General features: G+C 70.7%; 12 protein-coding genes. 5 read left to right on the top strand and 7 right to left on the bottom strand.

Annotated features, from left to right (window positions below):
• Positions 1-15: 15 nt before the first annotated feature.
• Positions 16-966, top strand: coding sequence for a pseudouridine synthase (locus tag OHT77_RS35560; protein WP_328832484.1), 951 nt, complete (start codon positions 16-18; stop codon positions 964-966).
• A gap of 36 nt (positions 967-1,002) precedes the next feature.
• On the opposite strand, the gene OHT77_RS35555 is transcribed toward OHT77_RS35560, so the two are convergent.
• The 6 genes from OHT77_RS35555 to OHT77_RS35530 all read right to left on the bottom strand — a co-directional run bounded on the left by OHT77_RS35555 (position 1,003) and on the right by OHT77_RS35530 (position 6,467).
• On the bottom strand, positions 1,003-2,490 hold the full coding sequence (locus tag OHT77_RS35555; protein ID WP_328834438.1) for a cytochrome P450: 1,488 nt from the start codon (positions 2,488-2,490) through the stop codon (positions 1,003-1,005).
• Positions 2,491-2,543: 53 nt separating this feature from the next.
• Positions 2,544-3,164 (bottom strand): GTP-binding protein, encoded by a 621-nt coding sequence (locus OHT77_RS35550; protein WP_266767079.1) that lies wholly within the window; start codon positions 3,162-3,164, stop codon positions 2,544-2,546.
• Positions 3,145-3,549 carry a DUF742 domain-containing protein gene (locus OHT77_RS35545; RefSeq protein WP_266767080.1) on the bottom strand — a complete coding sequence of 135 codons (405 nt, stop codon included), beginning with the start codon at positions 3,547-3,549 and terminating at the stop codon, positions 3,145-3,147. Before OHT77_RS35545 ends, OHT77_RS35550 begins: the two co-directional genes overlap by 20 nt.
• On the bottom strand, positions 3,546-3,953 hold the full coding sequence (locus OHT77_RS35540) for a roadblock/LC7 domain-containing protein (RefSeq protein WP_019066134.1): 408 nt from the start codon (positions 3,951-3,953) through the stop codon (positions 3,546-3,548). The genes OHT77_RS35545 and OHT77_RS35540 overlap by 4 nt, the downstream gene beginning before the upstream one ends.
• Positions 3,950-5,536, bottom strand: coding sequence for a sensor histidine kinase (locus OHT77_RS35535; RefSeq protein ID WP_328832483.1), 1,587 nt, complete (start codon positions 5,534-5,536; stop codon positions 3,950-3,952). The genes OHT77_RS35540 and OHT77_RS35535 overlap by 4 nt, the downstream gene beginning before the upstream one ends.
• 295 nt (positions 5,537-5,831) lie before the next feature.
• A complete protein-coding gene (locus OHT77_RS35530; RefSeq protein WP_328832482.1) occupies positions 5,832-6,467 on the bottom strand; it encodes a TetR/AcrR family transcriptional regulator in 636 nt (211 codons plus the stop codon).
• Positions 6,468-6,653: 186 nt separating this feature from the next.
• Here OHT77_RS35530 and OHT77_RS35525 point away from each other — a divergent pair, with 186 nt between their 5' ends.
• The 4 genes from OHT77_RS35525 to atzF all read left to right on the top strand — a co-directional run bounded on the left by OHT77_RS35525 (position 6,654) and on the right by atzF (position 13,364).
• The gene (locus tag OHT77_RS35525; protein WP_328832481.1) at positions 6,654-7,478 is read left to right on the top strand and encodes an urea amidolyase associated protein UAAP1; all 825 of its coding nucleotides are present in this window, start codon (positions 6,654-6,656) and stop codon (positions 7,476-7,478) included.
• Entirely contained in the window at positions 7,475-8,092 is a 618-nt protein-coding gene (locus OHT77_RS35520) for an urea amidolyase associated protein UAAP2 (protein WP_328832480.1), read from the top strand. The genes OHT77_RS35525 and OHT77_RS35520 overlap by 4 nt, the downstream gene beginning before the upstream one ends.
• Positions 8,089-11,598 (top strand): 5-oxoprolinase/urea amidolyase family protein, encoded by a 3,510-nt coding sequence (locus tag OHT77_RS35515; RefSeq protein ID WP_328832479.1) that lies wholly within the window; start codon positions 8,089-8,091, stop codon positions 11,596-11,598. The genes OHT77_RS35520 and OHT77_RS35515 overlap by 4 nt, the downstream gene beginning before the upstream one ends.
• 113 nt (positions 11,599-11,711) lie before the next feature.
• Complete coding sequence (gene atzF / locus OHT77_RS35510; RefSeq protein ID WP_328832478.1) at positions 11,712-13,364, top strand: allophanate hydrolase; 1,653 nt, start codon at positions 11,712-11,714, stop codon at positions 13,362-13,364.
• Positions 13,365-13,461: 97 nt separating this feature from the next.
• Here atzF and OHT77_RS35505 read toward each other — a convergent pair whose 3' ends face one another.
• Positions 13,462-16,326 (bottom strand): DEAD/DEAH box helicase, encoded by a 2,865-nt coding sequence (locus tag OHT77_RS35505; RefSeq protein ID WP_328832477.1) that lies wholly within the window; start codon positions 16,324-16,326, stop codon positions 13,462-13,464.
• Between the last annotated feature and the right edge of the window lie 17 nt (positions 16,327-16,343).

The raw sequence follows: 16,343 nt of genomic DNA, 5'->3' as shown, positions 1-16,343 counted from the left end.
CTACCCTTGATCGCAATGACCCGAAAACGCCGTATCCCGCCCTCTCCCCTCCCCCAACGCGACGGAGTCGACCCGGTGCGGGTCCGGCTGCCCCCGGAGGATTCCTGGGCCACCGTGCGCGAGTATCTGGTGGCCCGGCTCTCCGGGGCGGGGGACGGGGTCGTCGAGCGGATGATGGACGACGGGCTGTTCGTCGGGGTGGACGGGGAGAGCGTGGCCGGGCTGGCGTACGAGCCCGGGATGTTCGTGTGGTTCCACCGGGAGTTGCCGGTCGAAGTGCCGGTGCCGTTCCCTGTGGACGTCGTGTACCGGGACGAGCACATCGTCGTCGCCGACAAGCCGCACTTCCTGGCGACCACCCCGCGCGGAAGCCATGTCGTCGAGACCGCGTTGGCGCGGCTGCGGCGGGAGTTGGGGATCCCGGAGCTCGGGGCCGCGCACCGGCTCGACCGACTCACCGCCGGGCTGGTGCTGTTCACCGTGCGACCGGGTGAACGGGGCGCGTACCAGGCGCTGTTCAGGGAGAAGCGGGTGCGGAAGGAGTACGAGGCGGTCGCGTCGTACGATCCCGGGCTCGTCCTTCCTACGACCGTGCGCAGCCGCATCCTCAAGGAGCGCGGGGTGATGGCCGCCCAGCAGGTCCCCGGCGAGGTCAACGCCGTCAGCCGGGTCGAGCTGGAGGAGGAGCGGGCGGACGGGCTCGCCCGGTACCGGCTGGTGCCCAGTACCGGGCAGACGCATCAACTGCGGGTCCACATGAACGCGTTGGGCGTGCCCATCCTCGGGGATCCGCTCTACCCCGTGGTCCACGACCCCGTGCCGGACGGTGACTTCCGGCGCCCGCTCCAACTGGTGGCGCGGGCACTGGAGTTCACCGATCCGGTCACGGGGGCGGAGCACCGGTTCCGGAGCGGGCGGGTGCTGGAGGCGTGGGCCTCGTACGGGGAATGGGCCACCGGACGGTGATCCGGATCAGCCGGTCCAGCCCCTCCGCGCGCGGGCTCAGTAGCCCCGCCACCACCTCAGGAACCTCTGCCACGCGCCCAGTTGGACCACCGGCTCCGGCGTCGCGGGCGCCTCCGATGGAGCCGTCACCTCGACGGGCTGCGGGATCGCCGCCGACGTGGGCTGCGGGTCGGGGGACATGCCGACGTGCCAGGTGTGGCGCGGTTGCGGGACCGCCGCGTGGCCGGGCTTCTCCGAGACGTCCTGCTGGGGCTTCGGGGCGAACTGCACCGGGAGCTCCACCAGGTGGCGGGAGGCGATGGACGCCGTCCAGCTCAACTCGTCCTCGTCGCAGTCGAGTTCGATGTCCGGCAGCCGCATCAGCAGCGCGTCCACCCCGGTGTCGGCGATGGCGCGGCCGATGTCCTGGCCGGGGCACTCGTGCGGTCCGCCGCCGAAGGCCAGGTGGGAGCGGTTGCCCATCATGTTGGCCTTGAGGTCGGGACGCACCCGGGGGTCGACGTTGCCCGGCGCCGGTGCGAAGAGCAGTCCGTCGCCCTTGCGGATGCGCTGGCCGCCCAACTCCGTGTCCTGCTTGGCGAAGTAGGCGAAGACCGTGCTGAACGGCGGCTCGTCCCACAGGGACTGTTCGACCGCCTCCGGCACCGTCATCTGCCCGCCGTTGAGCTGGGCGCGGAAGCGCGGGTCGGTGATGACCATGCGCAGCGCGTTGGCGAGCAGGTTGGTGGTGGCCTCGTAGGCGGCGAAGAGGACGAGCCGCAGGTGCTCCCTGACCTCGTCGTCGCTGAGCCCGGCCGGGTGGGTGACCAGGTGGCTGGTGAAGTCGTCCAGGGGTTCGGCCCGGCGCAGCGCGGTGAGCCGGGTCAGGGCGTCCATGACGTACTGGTGGCTGACGATGGCGGTCTCGGTGCCCTTGAGGGCGTCGCGGGCCGCCTCCACCATCTGCTCGTTGTACTCGTCGGGCATGCCGAGGATCTCGCACAGCACGGCCATCGGCAGGTGCTCGCAGAACTGGCCGACGAGTTCGGCACGCCCCTCCTGGCAGAAGGAGTTGGCGAGGATCTGCGTGTAGCGGTTGATGTGCCGGCGGATGCCGCGCGGGTCGATGGTCGACATGGCGCCGGTGACCGCGCCGCGCAGCCGCAGGTGTTCGTCGCCCTCGGCGTGCGAGGCGATGGGCTGCCAGGCGATGTGCGGCATCAGGGGGTGGTCGGGCTTGACCATGCCCTCGCGCAGCGGCGTCCAGATCCGGCTGTCCCGGCTGAACTGCGAGGGCGTCCGCACCATGTGCAGGTTCTCGGTGTGGCCGAGGACGACCCAGATCGGTACGTCGTCGTGGAGCAACACCGGCGCCACGGGCCCGTGTTCGAGGCGCAGTTTCTCGTAGAGGGCGCCCAGGTCCGCCGCCTCGGCGCCGTACAGCCGGTGCAGTCCCCCGGGCCCCTGTCCGTGTGCGGGGCAGCCGGGGGGCGGGCCGAGCCGGGGGTCGTCCGTATCGGTCAGTGCGTGGTGTTCAGGCGTCACGGTCATCGCTCCGGGAGCTGAAGTGGTTCCGGTGTCGGGGGAGTTGGGCGGGGTCAGGTCAGTGAGCCCGTCATCGCCAGGGAGTGCAGGAAGCGCATCAGGGTCATCAGGACGTCCCGGCTGGAGGCCCGGCGGCGCGCGTCGCACTCCACGATGGGGATGTCGGGCGACAGGTCGAGCGCCGTACGCAGGTCCTCCAGGGGGTAACGGGGGCCGTCCGGGAAGGAGTTGACGGCGATCACGAACGGCACCCCGCGCTCCTCGAGCCGTCCTATGACGTCGAAGCTGACTTCGAGGCGCCGGGTGTCGATCAGCACCACGGCGCCGAGCGCGCCCTCGAACAGCCCGTTCCACAGGAACCAGAAGCGTTCCTGGCCGGGGGTGCCGAAGAGGTACAGCACCAGTTGCTCGGTGATGCTGATGCGGCCGAAGTCCATCGCGACGGTGGTGGCCGTCTTGGTGTCCGAGCCGTAGTTGTCGTCGACGCCGACGCCGGCCTGCGTCATGGTCTCCTCGGTCGTCAGCGGCCTGATCTCGCTGACCGAACCGACCATGGTCGTCTTGCCGACCCCGAAGCCGCCGACGATCACGATCTTCACCGCGGCCTGGGCCGTCTGCGGGAGATGGTCCTCGGTCCGCGGACCCGTGATGGTGTCAGAGCTTTTGAAGTCCATGCATCACCGCTTCGAGGAGGGAACGGTCGGGGAGCGCCTGGCGGACGATCGGGGCGCGCGCCTGCACCAGTTCGGCCGTCAGCAGCTCGGTGAGCAGGACGGTCACCACGCTGTACGGCAGGTTGAGATAGGCCGACAGCTCGGCCACGGACAGGGGGGCGATACAGAGCCGGAGCAGGGCCGCCTGTTCCGGGGTGGCCGACTGCGGCGCGTCGGAACGCGCCACGATCAGCGTGACCAGGTCGAGTTCGGCCCGGTCGCCGTCCTCGGTCGCGCCGGTGAGCACGTAGAGGCGTTCCGGGATCTTTCCTTCGCCCTGCTTCTTGGCGGGCTCGGGCGGCGGCCCATCCTTCGGATGTCGCCGCTGGCGTTGCGGAGGAGTCATACGGTCTGCCCGTTGCGCCTCGGCGGGCTGGTCAGGTGGGCGCCGATTCTGACGACGAGGTCACGCATGCGGTTGCTCATCAGGCCGGGTTCGGCGACCACGTCGGACAGCACCGCGAGATAGGCGTTGGCGCCGGCGGCCATCAGGTAGAAGTAGCCGCCGTTGATCTCGATGATGACCATCTTCATCCGGCCGTCGCTGCCGGGGATCTCGGAGGCGACGGCGCCCGCCAGGCTCTGCAGTCCGGCGCAGGCCGCGGCGACGCGGTCGGCGGCGTCCGGGTCACCGCCGTAGCGGGCGATGCGCAGCCCGTCGGCGGAGAGGACCACGATCTGCTGGATGCCGGGCACGCCGTCGGCGAGATCCTTCAGCATCCAGTCGAAGTTGGCTCGCTGCTGGATCACTTGAGATCCCCCTCGTCGTCGGCCTCGACTCGGGCCGGCTCGGTCTTCTGGGTGAAAGCGGTCGGGTCCGGGTCACCCTTGAGGCCTTCCATGAACGCCTCGACCCACAGGCCCGGTTCGGGTTCGTCCTTCTTCTCCGGCTCGGGCTCGGGCACACCCCAGGCGGAGCGGGCCTCCCGTGCGGCGGCCTCGGCGCGCTCGGCGGCGGCCTGCTCGGCGTACCGCTGGGCGAGCGGGACCTTGACCCGGCTGCGGCGCTGCGGCAGACCGCCGGCCGTCCACTCGGTGACCTCGGGAACCTCGTCCTCCATGCTCACCGAGGCCGGGATGCGCGGGCTGGTGGGACGGCGCCGCTTGATCGTGCGCTTGGGGCCGTCGACCGCGCCGAGTTCGGCCTTGGGCATGGCGGTGGCGCCGATGCCGTGGGCGAGTCCGGGCGCGGTGCCGGGCGTGAGCATCTCGCTGGGCACGATGAGGACGGCGCGGACGCCGCCGTAGGCCGAGGCGCGCAGCGAGATCTGCATGTTGTACGTCGCGCAGAGCCGGCCGACGACCTGAAGGCCGAGGCGCGGGCTCTCGCCGAGGTCCTGGAGGTCGGTGCCGGCCTTGGCGCGCTCCAGCATGCCTTCGGCGCGGGCCCGTGACTCCTCGCTGAGGCTGACGCCGCCGTCCTCGATCTCGATGGCGACACCGGTCTGCACCTCCACGGCGGTGACGTGCACCTTGGTCTGCGGGGGCGAGTAACGCGTGGCGTTGTCGAGGAGTTCGGCCGCCGCGTGGATGACCGGCTCGACGGAGATGCCGCGGATGTTGACCTTGGCGATGGAGTGCAGCTCGATGCGCCGGTACTCCAGGATGCGGGACATGGCGCCGCGCAACACGCTGTACAGCGGCACCGGTTCGGGCCACTGGCGGCCGGGGCGGCCACCGCCGAGCACCGAGATGGAGTCGGCGAGACGGCCGATCAGCGCGGTGCCGTGGTCGATGCGCAGGAGGTCGTCGAAGACCTCGGGGTTGCGGCCGTGGTCCTCCTCCATCTCCCGGAGTTCCTTGGCCTGTTGGTGGACGATGGCCTGCACACGGCGGGCGATGCTGACGAAGGAGCGCTGCGCGGAGTCACGCATGTTCTCCTCGCGCTCCACGATCTTGAGCACGGTCATCAGCAAGTCGCGCTGCGGCTGGGGAAGTTGCCGCCATTCGGGATCGGTGTCGACGACTTGGCGAATCACCTCTCCGGGGGATTCTCCGCTGCTGAGCCGGTGGAGCGTGGCGGGGAGGATCTCCTTGCCGAGGCGCACCATCTCGTGCGTCTGGTCGGCGAGCCGCCGTTCCAGATATGCGGTGTGACGGGCGTGTTCGGCGCGCAGGTCCCGCAGGTTGCGCCCGCGTCGTACCGCTTCGGCCGCCGTCACGATCACCAGGAGTGTGGCGACGGCTCCGCACCAGCCGACGGCGATCCGGGCCGGCCCGGCCACCAGGGCGACGGCGGCCCCGGTCGCTGCGGCCATCACTATGGCAGGCGGCAACAGCACGCGCGCGTAGGGAAGTTCACGGCCACCGGGAGGCGATTGAACACTCACCATGTATGCCCTCTAAGACAGGTCGGCTGGGGGATCAGGGGTAGCTCTGGGGGGAGCTTCTGTATCTTTTGCATGTTTGGGAACAAGCGCACGAATACAGCCCAACTCGGTGCGCTGCGGGCGAGCTTAGTCCGACCGGATCATCGCTGTGTCATATTCAGCAAGCGCCTGAAAAGGGACATGGAAGGGGAGTACCCTCAACCCATTTACACGCTGTGGCTTCATTCGCACACAATGAGTGACGGCGAACGGGGGCGCGAAAATCACTCACCGTAATGAGTGAAGCTTCCGTTCCGGCTCAGACTCCGGCGATGCGCAGCGCGGCGTCGGCCGTGGCCTCGGCGAAGGCGGACACCGGCCGCTCGGGGTCGGAGCGGTGCACGAGGATGACACCCTCGATCAGCCCGAACACCAGATCCGTACGGAGTTCCAACTCGCTCTTGGCGAGCGCCCCGCCCGCGCCGGTCGCGGCGAGCAACTGCCGGTAGGCGTCCTTGAGTTCCGCCCGTACGGCATGGAAGCCGGCGAACCGTTCGGCGCGCACTTCGGGCAGCAGATACAGCCCGCCGAGGTTGTGCGGACCCCCGCACAGCAGCTCGACGTCGGTGCGGCACAGCTCCCACAGCCTGCCCTCGGCCGGGGTGGCGTCGTCCGCGAGGAGTTCGCGCGCGCAGGCCAGCGAGGGCGTGACCGTGGACTCCAGCAGGTCCGCGAGCAGCTCCTCCTTGCCGGAGACGTAGTGGTACATCGACGCCTGCCGCATGCCCGCGCGCTCGGCGACGGCCCGGGTGGTGGTCGCCGCGTAGCCGCGCGTGGTGAACAACTCGGCCGCGGCGGCGAGGAGTTCGGCGCGCGGCGTCAGCCCGCTGTCCGGCCGCTGGTCGGCCCGCGGCCTGCCGACCCTGCGGCCGCCCTGCGCACCCGGTGTCCCCATGCGTTCGATCCTCGCACACGGCCCCGCACCACGACCGGCCGCCGGACCGCCGGTGATCTTCGTGAGGGCTCGGTAACCGAGCGGCAACACCCGGGCAACCCCGGTGACCCGCCCGCCTCCTAATTTCTGTCGGGCGACAGAAATGCCGTACGACCGAGACGTCCCCCCAGCCGGAGGTCCCCCGCGATGGCGACAGCGACCACTTACGGAGCCCGCGACCACGCCCGCGCCCAGCAGGGCAGCCGGGCCGAGGCGATGCCCGTCGTCCCGGCCGGCGACTGGCCGGCCCCGCCCTGCGAGGCGGGCCACCTGGTGTGGGCCGAGACCGTCGCGGGCGGCAACTACACCCACCGCGTCCTCGCCCGGGGCACCGAACTCCGCCTGACCGACCTGCGCGGCGACGCCTGCGCCCACCTGCTCCTGTACGCGGCAGACCGCCCCTGGGAGCGGCTGAACGTCGCCGACACGGTCAAGGTCCAGTGGAACGCCTACCTCGGCGAGGGCCGGCTCCTCCTCTCCGACCAGGGCCGCGTCCTCGCCTCCCTGACCGCCGACACCTCCGGCCGCCACGACACGCTGTGCGGCACCTCCACCCTGGTCCGCAACACCGAGCGCTACGGCGACGGCACCCCGCAGTCCGACTCCCCTGCCGGCCGGGAGCTGTTCAAGCTCGCCGCCGCCAAGAACGGCCTGGAACCACGGGACCTGCCGCCCTCGCTCTCCTTCTTCCAGGGCGTCGAGGTCCGCGACGACGGCTCCCTCGGCTTCACCGGCTCGACCGGCCCCGGCGGCAGCGTGACCATGCGCGCCGAGCAGGACGTGACGGTGCTGCTCGTGAACGTCCCGCACCCGGCCGATCCGCGCGACGACTACGTCAACTCCCCGCTGGAGGTGCTGGCTTGGCGCGCCGAGGCCACCCGGCCCGGCGACCCGCTGTGGGAGGCCACCCCCGAAGGCCGCCGCGCCTTCCTCAACACCGCCGAATTCCTTGCCGCGAGGGGGCTCGTATGAAGACCGTGGAAGTACCGGCCCGCGCCGCCTGGTCCGCCGTGATCCGCACGGGCGGGACCCTCACGATCACCGACCTGCACGGCAACCAGGCCGTCGACTTCCTCGTCTACGACGCCCACGACACGGCGGTCCGCTACAGCGCCCCCGACACCATCCAGGCGCAGGGCAACCTCTTCCTGACCACCGGCAGCGTGCTGATGTCCAACGAGCACACCCCGCTGATGACGGTCACCGCCGACGAGGTCGGCCGGCACGACACGGTCGGCGGCGCCTGCTCCAAGGAGTCCAACACCCTGCGCTACGGCCATCACACGTGGTCCCAGCACGCGTGCGTGGACAACTTCCTCGCCGAGGGCGCCAAGTACGGCCTCGGAAAAAGGGACTTGGTCTCCAACATCAACTGGTACATGAACGTGCCGGTCGAGAAGGACGGCACCCTCGGCATCGTCGACGGCCTCTCCGCCCCCGGGCTCAAGCTGACCCTGCGCGCCGAACGCGACGTCCTAGTCCTGGTCTCCAACTGCCCCCAGATCAACAACCCCTGCAACGGATTCGAGCCGACGGCGGTCGAGATGACGATCGTCGAGACCGCCTCCCAAGGGGATGCCGGATGACCTTCGACACGCTGCTGATCGCCAACCGGGGCGAGATCGCCGTCCGCATCATCCGCACGGCCCGCGAACTCGGCCTGCGCACGGTCGCCGTGTACTCCGACGCCGACCGCGCCGCGCCCCACGTCCGCCTCGCCGACGAGGCGGTACGACTGGGTCCGGCCCCCGCCAAGGAGTCGTACCTGGACGCCGACCTGGTCCTCAAGGCGGCCAAGGACACGGGCGCGGGCGCGATCCACCCCGGCTACGGCTTCCTCTCCGAGGACGCGGCCTTCGCCCGCCGCTGCGAGGACGCCGGAATCGTCTTCGTGGGCCCGACTCCCGCACAGCTGGACCTGTTCGGCGCGAAACACACGGCACGCGCGGCGGCCGAGGCGGCGAGTGTCCAACTGGCCCCCGGCACAGGCCTGTTGCCGGACCTGACAGAGGCGCTCACCCAGGCCGCCCTCATCGGCTACCCCGTGATGCTCAAGGCGACCGGCGGAGGCGGCGGCATCGGCATGTCGGCCTGCCACTCCCCCGCCGAACTCACCGAGGCCTGGGACCGGGTGCAGCGGGTCGCCGCCGCCTCCTTCTCCTCCGCCGGCGTCTTCCTGGAACGCCTCGTGGAACACGCCCGCCATGTCGAGGTGCAGGTCTTCGGCGACGGCGACGGCAGGGTCGTCACCTTCGGGGACCGCGACTGCTCCCTGCAGCGCCGCAACCAGAAGGTCCTGGAGGAGGCCCCCGCACCGGACCTCCCCGACCACATCCGCACCCAACTGAGCACCTCAGCTAGCGAGTTGTGCGCCTCGGTCGGCTACCGCTCCGCCGGAACCGTCGAGTTCGTCTACGACGCCACCCGCGAGGAGGCCTACTTCCTGGAGGTCAACACGCGCCTCCAGGTGGAACATCCGGTCACCGAGGAGATCTACGGCGTCGACCTCGTCGCCTGGATGTTGCGGCTGGCCCGGGGCGAGTCCGACGTCGTCCGCGACCCGGGCACCCCGCGCGGCCACGCCGTCGAGGCCCGCGTCTACGCCGAGGACCCGTCCCGTGAACACCGGCCGAGCGCGGGCCTGTTGACCCGGGTCGAGTTCCCGGAGGACGTGCGGGTCGACGGCTGGGTGGAGACCGGCACCGAGGTGACGACGTCGTACGACCCGATGCTCGCGAAGGTCATCGCGTACGGCTCGGACCGCGCCGAAGCGCTCCGACGGCTCGGCGAGGCACTGGCCCGCACCCGCCTGGACGGCATCGAGACGAACCTCGGCATGGTCCAAGCGGCCCTGACGGAACCGGACTTCAAAGCGGCCACCCACTCCACGGCGACCCTCGCCACCGTCACGGACCCGACCCCCCGCATCGAGATCGTCTCCGGCGGCACCCTCACCACGGTCCAGGACTGGCCGGGCCGAACCGGCTACTGGCAGGTCGGCGTACCGCCGTGCGGCCCGATGGACGACCTCTCCTTCCGCCTCGGCAACCGCGCGCTCGGCAACGAGGAGGGCACCCCCGGCCTCGAATGCACGCTCCAGGGACCGACGTTGAGGTTCACCCACGGCACCACGGTGTGCGTGACGGGCGCCCCGGCACACGTGACGGTGGACGGCACGCCCATCCCCCAGTGGGAGCCGGTGACAGTACCCGCAGGTGGCGTGCTCGAGATCGACACCCCGGCCGAACACGGCCTGCGCACCTACGTGTTGATCGCGGGCGGCCTGGACGTGCCGGCCTTCCTCGGCAGCGCGAGCACCTTCACACTCGGCCGGTTCGGCGGGCACGGCGGCCGGGCGCTGCGCACCGGTGACGTCCTACCCGGCGGCACGGTCGCCGAGGGCACGCCGGTGCCGCCCGCCGACCGTCCGGTCTTCGGCGCCGTATGGGACGTGGCGGCGGCCGAAGGCCCGCACGCTGCACCGGAGTTCTTCACCGAGGACGACATCCGCGACTTCTACGCGGCCGACTGGAAGGTGCACTTCAACTCGGCACGCACAGGCGTCCGCCTGGTCGGCCCCAAGCCCCGCTGGGCCCGCACCGACGGCGGCGAGGCGGGCCTGCACCCGTCCAACATCCACGACACCCCGTACTCGGTCGGCGCCGTCGACTACACGGGCGACATGCCGGTCCTCCTCGGCCCCGACGGCCCCTCACTCGGCGGCTTCGTATGCCCGGCCACGGTCGTCAGCCAAGAGCGCTGGAAACTGGGCCAGTTCAGGCCGGGTGACACCGTCCGGTTCGTCCCGGTGAACGTCGACGGCTCGCCCCGCCCCGACATCGTGGACGGCGGCATCCTGGCGAGGGACGGAGACGTCACCTTCCGCCGCAGCGGCGACGACAACCTCCTCGTCGAATTCGGCCCCATGCAACTGGACTTGGCCCAGCGCATGCGGGTCCACGCCCTGATGGAGGCGGTGGCGGAGGCCGACTTCGAGGGCGTCACGGACCTGACCCCAGGAATCCGCTCCCTCCAGATCCAAACGGACCCCGCCCGCCTCCCCCAAGCCCAACTCCTCACCGCCGTGCGGGAGATAGCGACAGCACTCCCGCCCACGGACCAGCTGATCGTCCCCTCCCGCACGGTCCACCTCCCCCTGTCCTGGGACGACCCGGCCACCCGCGAGGCCATCGCCCGCTACATGGCCGGCGTCCGCGACGACGCCCCCTGGTGCCCCTGGAACATCGAGTTCATCCGCCGCGTCAACGGCCTCGACTCGGTCGACGACGTCTACGCCACGGTCTTCGATGCGGAGTACCTCGTACTGGGCCTGGGAGACGTCTACTTGGGCGCACCGGTGGCCACCCCGCTGGACCCCCGCCACCGCCTGGTCACCACCAAGTACAACCCGGCCCGCACGTGGACGGCCGAGAACTCGGTAGGCATCGGCGGCGCGTACCTCTGCATCTACGGCATGGAGGGCCCCGGCGGCTACCAGTTCGTGGGCAGGACGACCCAGGTCTGGTCGGGCTGGCAGCAACGCGGCGCGTTCGAACCCGGCTCACCCTGGCTGCTGCGCTGCTTCGACCGCATCAAGTGGTACCCGGTGGAACCGGACGAACTCCTCGAACTCCGCGCCGACATCACCTCCGGCCGCTTCGTCCCCCGTATCGAGGAGGGCACGTTCTCCCTCGCCGAGTACGAGGCGTTCCTCACCGAACACGCCGACTCCATCGCGGAGTTCAGGTCCCGCCAGCAGACCGCGTTCAGCGCGGAACGCGAAGCGTGGGAAGCGGCGGGCGAGTTCACGCGGGCGGAGGCGGCGGCCGTCCCCGCTCCCCCGCAGGCCGAGGTGACGGTCCCGGCCGGAGGCCGCCTGGTGGAGGCCGAATTCGCCGCGTCCGTCTGGCAGTTGAACGTGGCACCCGGCGACGAGGTGACAGCGGGCCAACCCCTGCTGGCCCTGGAGGCGATGAAGATGGAGTCCAGGGTGCACGCCCCGATGGCGGGCGTGGTGACGGAGATCCTGGCCAGGCCAGGAGACCAGGTGGAGGCGGGCACGGCGCTGGTGGTCCTGGCACCGGCGAGCTGAGTCCGAGACCTGGGCTGGGGCGAGCCGAGTCCGAGCCCTGGGCCGGGACACCGAACCCGCACGCCCCCAGGTCACCGCCCCCGTCGCCACCTGAACTACAAGGAGCACCAGAGATGTCGACCACCGTTTCCCGAGTCCAAGCCGCCTACGCCCGCATCGAGGCGGTGAACCGCCCGGAGATCTGGATCGACCTGCGCCCGCAGGCGGAGGTCGAGCAGGAGGCGCGGACACTGGATGACCGACTGACGGCAGGCGAACAACTCCCCCTCGCAGGACGCCTGTTCGCAGCCAAGGGCAACATAGACGTCCACGGCCTCCCCACAACGGCAGGCTGCCCGGCCTACGCCTACACGCCGGAGGCGGACGCCCCGGTGGTGGCCCGCCTCCGCGCGGCCGGCGCCATCGTGCTCGGCACCACGAACCTCGACCAGTTCGCCACGGGCCTGGTCGGCACCCGCTCCCCCTACGGCGCGGTCCGCAACGCCCACGACCCGGAACGGATCAGCGGCGGCTCCAGCGCGGGGTCGGCGGTCGCGGTGGCCCTGGGCATCGTCGACTTCGCCCTCGGCACCGACACGGCGGGCTCCGGCCGCGTCCCCGCCGCCTTCAACGGCATCGTCGGCCTGAAGCCCACCCGGGGCCTCGTCCCCACGGCGGGCGTGGTCCCGGCCTGCGCCTCGATCGACTGCGTGACGGTCTTCGCCCGCACCCTCCCCGAGGCCGAACAGGCCCTGTCTTTCATGACCTCCCCACCGACCCGCATCCTCCCGCCCCTCGCCCAACGCACGCCGGGCCCCTGGCGCATAGCAGTCCCCCCGCGAGACCAGCTGGGCGAGTTGGACGAGGGTTGGGCGGAGACCTACGCGGAGGCGGTCACCCGCCTCCGCGCAGCGGGCTGCGAGATCCGCACCCTGGACCTCACCCCCTTCACCGAGGCGGCGGCGATGCTCTACCAGGGGGCGTTCGTCGCCGAGCGCTACACAGCGGTGGGGGCATTTATCGACAAGGCGATGGCCTCCGGCGCCGAAGGCCTGGACCCCGCAGTCGCCGGCATCATCACCGGGGCCCGGGACATCCCGGCCCACCAGCTGTACGCGGACGAGGCACGCCTCGGCGCTCTCCGCACCCTCGCCCTCGCCGAACTGGCGGACGCTGACGCCCTGTTGCTCCCGACGACCCCGGGCCACCCCACCCTGACCGAGGTGGCGGCCGACCCCTTGGGCGCGAACGCCCGCCTGGGCCGCTTCACCAACTCGACGAACCTCTTCGACCTGGCGGCGGTGGCCGTCCCGTCCGGCGTGGTCAACGGCTTGCCCTTCGGCGTGATGCTGATCGGCCCGGCATTCACGGACGACCGCCTGGCACGCATGGCCCGCGACCTGACCCCACCGGTGCAACTAGCAGTCGTAGGAGCCCACTTGACGGGCCAGCCCCTGAACCCCCAACTCCTGTCCCTGGGAGCCCGCTTGGACCGCACGACGACAACGGCCCCGGTCTACCGCTTGCACGCCCTGCCGACAACTCCGCCCAAGCCGGGCCTGGTTCATGTCGGCGAGGGCGGAGCGGCGATAGAGACCGAGATCTGGCGCCTCCCGGCAGAGGGCCTGGGCCGCCTGCTCGCCGCACTCCCCCGCCCCATGACCCTGGGCAGCGTCCAACTCTCAGACGGCACAAGCGTCCCGGGCTTCCTCTGCGAGCCGGCGGCACTGGCCAACGCAGAGGACATAACAACCCACGGCGGCTGGCGAGGCTACCTGCGCTCTTGACTGACGCAGGGCGCACACCCCCTAGGGGCGCGGGGAACTGCGCGACCAGCCACAGCGAACCCGCACCCCACCACCAAACCGTCACCGCGACGAACCGTCACCCCACCGACGAGTACGCCACAACCCCCCGCAACAGCAACTCAACAGCCTTCCGCGCGTTCTTCGCCACGGTAGAAGCCGCCTCACCCCCACTGACCGGCGCCGCGGCAGAAATCTGCCCCAACACATCGATCACCTGCTTGCACCACCGAACGAAGTCCCCGGCCGGCATCTCGACCTCCCGAAGGACCTCGTCCAACCCCTTCCCACTGGCCCACATGTACGCGGCCCAGGCAAACCCGAGATCAGGCTCCCGCTGCCCGACCCCCTCGGTCTGAGTGATCCGGAAATCCTCCTCAAGGGCATCGAGCCGCCCCCAGATCCGCACCATCTCCCCGAGCGCGGCCTTGGCCATACCCGACGGCACCTTGGGAGTCGTCGCATCGTCACTGACCCGCGCCTCGAAGACCAACGCCGAGACGCACGCGGCCAGTTCCGCGGGAGCGAGCCCCTCCCAGACACCCTCGCGCAGGCACTCACTGGCGAGCAGATCGAGCTCGCCGTACAACCGGGCCAGCCGCTTGCCGTTCTCGGTGACCTCGTCACCGCGCAGATAGTCCAGCTCGGTGAGCAGCGCGACGATCCGGTCGAAGGTGCGGGCGATCGTGTTGGTCCGCCCCTCGATCCGCCGCTCCAGCTGTGTGGTGTCCCGCTGCAGCCGGTGATACCGCTCGGCCCACCGCGCATGGTCCTCACGGTCGCTGCACCCATGGCACGGATGCGCCCGGATCGCCGTACGCAACTGCGCGATCTCCCGGTCGTCCGCGGCCTGCGAGCGCTGCTTGCGGGCCCGCTCCGGCGGGATGTGCCCGGCCTTGGTGCGCAGCGCGGACGCGAGGTCCCGACGGGACTGCGGGGAACGGGGGTTGAAGGACTTCGGGATCCGCATCCGGTCCAACGCCTCGACGGGGACGGGGAAGTCCATCGACGCGAGCCGCTTGACCTGCCGCTCGGCGGTGAGGACCAGCGGGCGCGGCCCGTCGTGCTGCTCGAAGCCGCGATGGCCGTTGGACCGCCCGGCGGGCAGTCCCGGGTCCAACACCAGTGCCAGACCCGCGTACTTGCCGGTCGGGACATGGATGATGTCCCCCGGCTTGAGCTTCTCCAGCGCCACGGCTGCCTCGGCGCGGCGCAGTGCCACGCCCTGCCGGGCCAGCTCGGTCTCGCGGTCCTTGAGCTCGCGGCGCAGCCGCATGTAGTCGTCGAAGTCGCCGAGGTGGCAGGTCATGGAGTCCTTGTAGCCCTCCAGGCCCTCCTCGTTGCGCTGCACCTGCCGGGAGATCCCGACGACCGACCGGTCCGCCTGGAACTGCGCGAAGGACGTCTCAAGCAGCTCCCGCGACCGGTGCCGCCCGAACTGCTCGACGAGGTTGACCGCCATGTTGTACGACGGCTTGAAGCTGGAGCGCAGCGGGTACGTGCGCGTGCCGGCCAGTCCTGCGAGGTGCTCGGGGCTGATCCCGCGCTGCCACAGCACGACGGCGTGGCCCTCGATGTCGATGCCACGGCGCCCGGCCCGGCCGGTCAGCTGCGTGTACTCGCCGGGGGTGATGTCGGCGTGCTGCTCGCCGTTCCACTTGACGAGCTTCTCCAACACCACCGACCGCGCGGGCATGTTGATGCCGAGCGCCAGGGTCTCCGTGGCGAAGACGGCCTTCACGAGCCCGCGCAGGAACAGCTCCTCCACGACCTCCTTGAACGTCGGCAGCATGCCCGCGTGGTGGGCGGCGATACCGCGCTCCAGGCCTTCCAGCCACTCGTAGTACCCGAGGACATGGAGGTCCTCGGACGGGATGGACGCGGTGCGCTCCTCGACGAGCGCGCGCACCTTCTCCCGCGCCTCGTCGTCGTTGAGCCGCAGCCCGGCGTACAGACACTGCTGTACGGCGGCCTCGCAGGCGGCGCGGCTGAAGATGAACGTGATGGCGGGCAGCAGGCCTTCGTTGTCCAGCCGCTCGATGACCTCGGGACGGCCCGGGGTCCACACGCGGGAGCGCTGGCGCCGCTCGCGCTCGCGGTCGGCCTCGCGCATCGCACGGCCGCGTCTGCGGTCCTGGTACGAGGGACGCTGGGCCTCCATGCGGGCGAGGCGGGTGAGGTCGGGGTTGACGGCCTTCTTGTTGCCCTCGCCCTCCTCGAAGAGGTCGTACATCCGGCGTCCGGCGAGCACGTGCTGGAACAGCGGCACGGGCCGGTGCTCGGAGACGATCACCTCGGTGTCGCCGCGGACGGTGTCGAGCCAGTCGCCGAACTCCTCCGCGTTCGACACCGTGGCCGAGAGCGAGACCAGGGTCACCGACTCGGGGAGGTGGATGATCACCTCTTCCCAGACGGCACCCCGGAAGCGGTCGGAGAGGTAGTGCACCTCGTCCATGACCACATAGCCGAGGCCGAGGAGGGTCTGCGAACCGGCGTACAGCATGTTGCGCAGCACCTCGGTGGTCATGACGACCACCGGGGCTTCGGAGTTGACGCTGTTGTCGCCCGTGAGCAGGCCGACCTTGTCCGCGCCGTAACGGCGGCACAGGTCGGCGTACTTCTGGTTCGACAGGGCCTTGATGGGGGTCGTGTAGAAGCACTTCTTGCCCTGCTGGAGGGCGAGGTGGACGGCGAACTCGCCGACGATCGTCTTGCCGGAGCCGGTGGGCGCCGCGACCAGCACGCCCTTCCCCGCTTCGAGCGCCTGGCAGGCCTCGATCTGGAAGGGGTCGAGACCGAAGTCGTACATCTCGCGGAAGTCCGCGAGCGCGGTGGCCTGCTCGGCTGCCCGCAGGCGGGCTGCCGCGTACCGCTCGGCCGGGGAGAGGTCCTCTGTCATCGTGCTTTCGAGCGTACCGGGCGCCACTGACAACAGGACGATCATTATCCGGATCGACCCCT

The organism is Streptomyces sp. NBC_00252, assembly GCF_036187565.1.
Lineage (GTDB): Bacteria > Actinomycetota > Actinomycetes > Streptomycetales > Streptomycetaceae > Streptomyces.
This window is presented reverse-complemented; position numbering and strand designations above follow the sequence as displayed.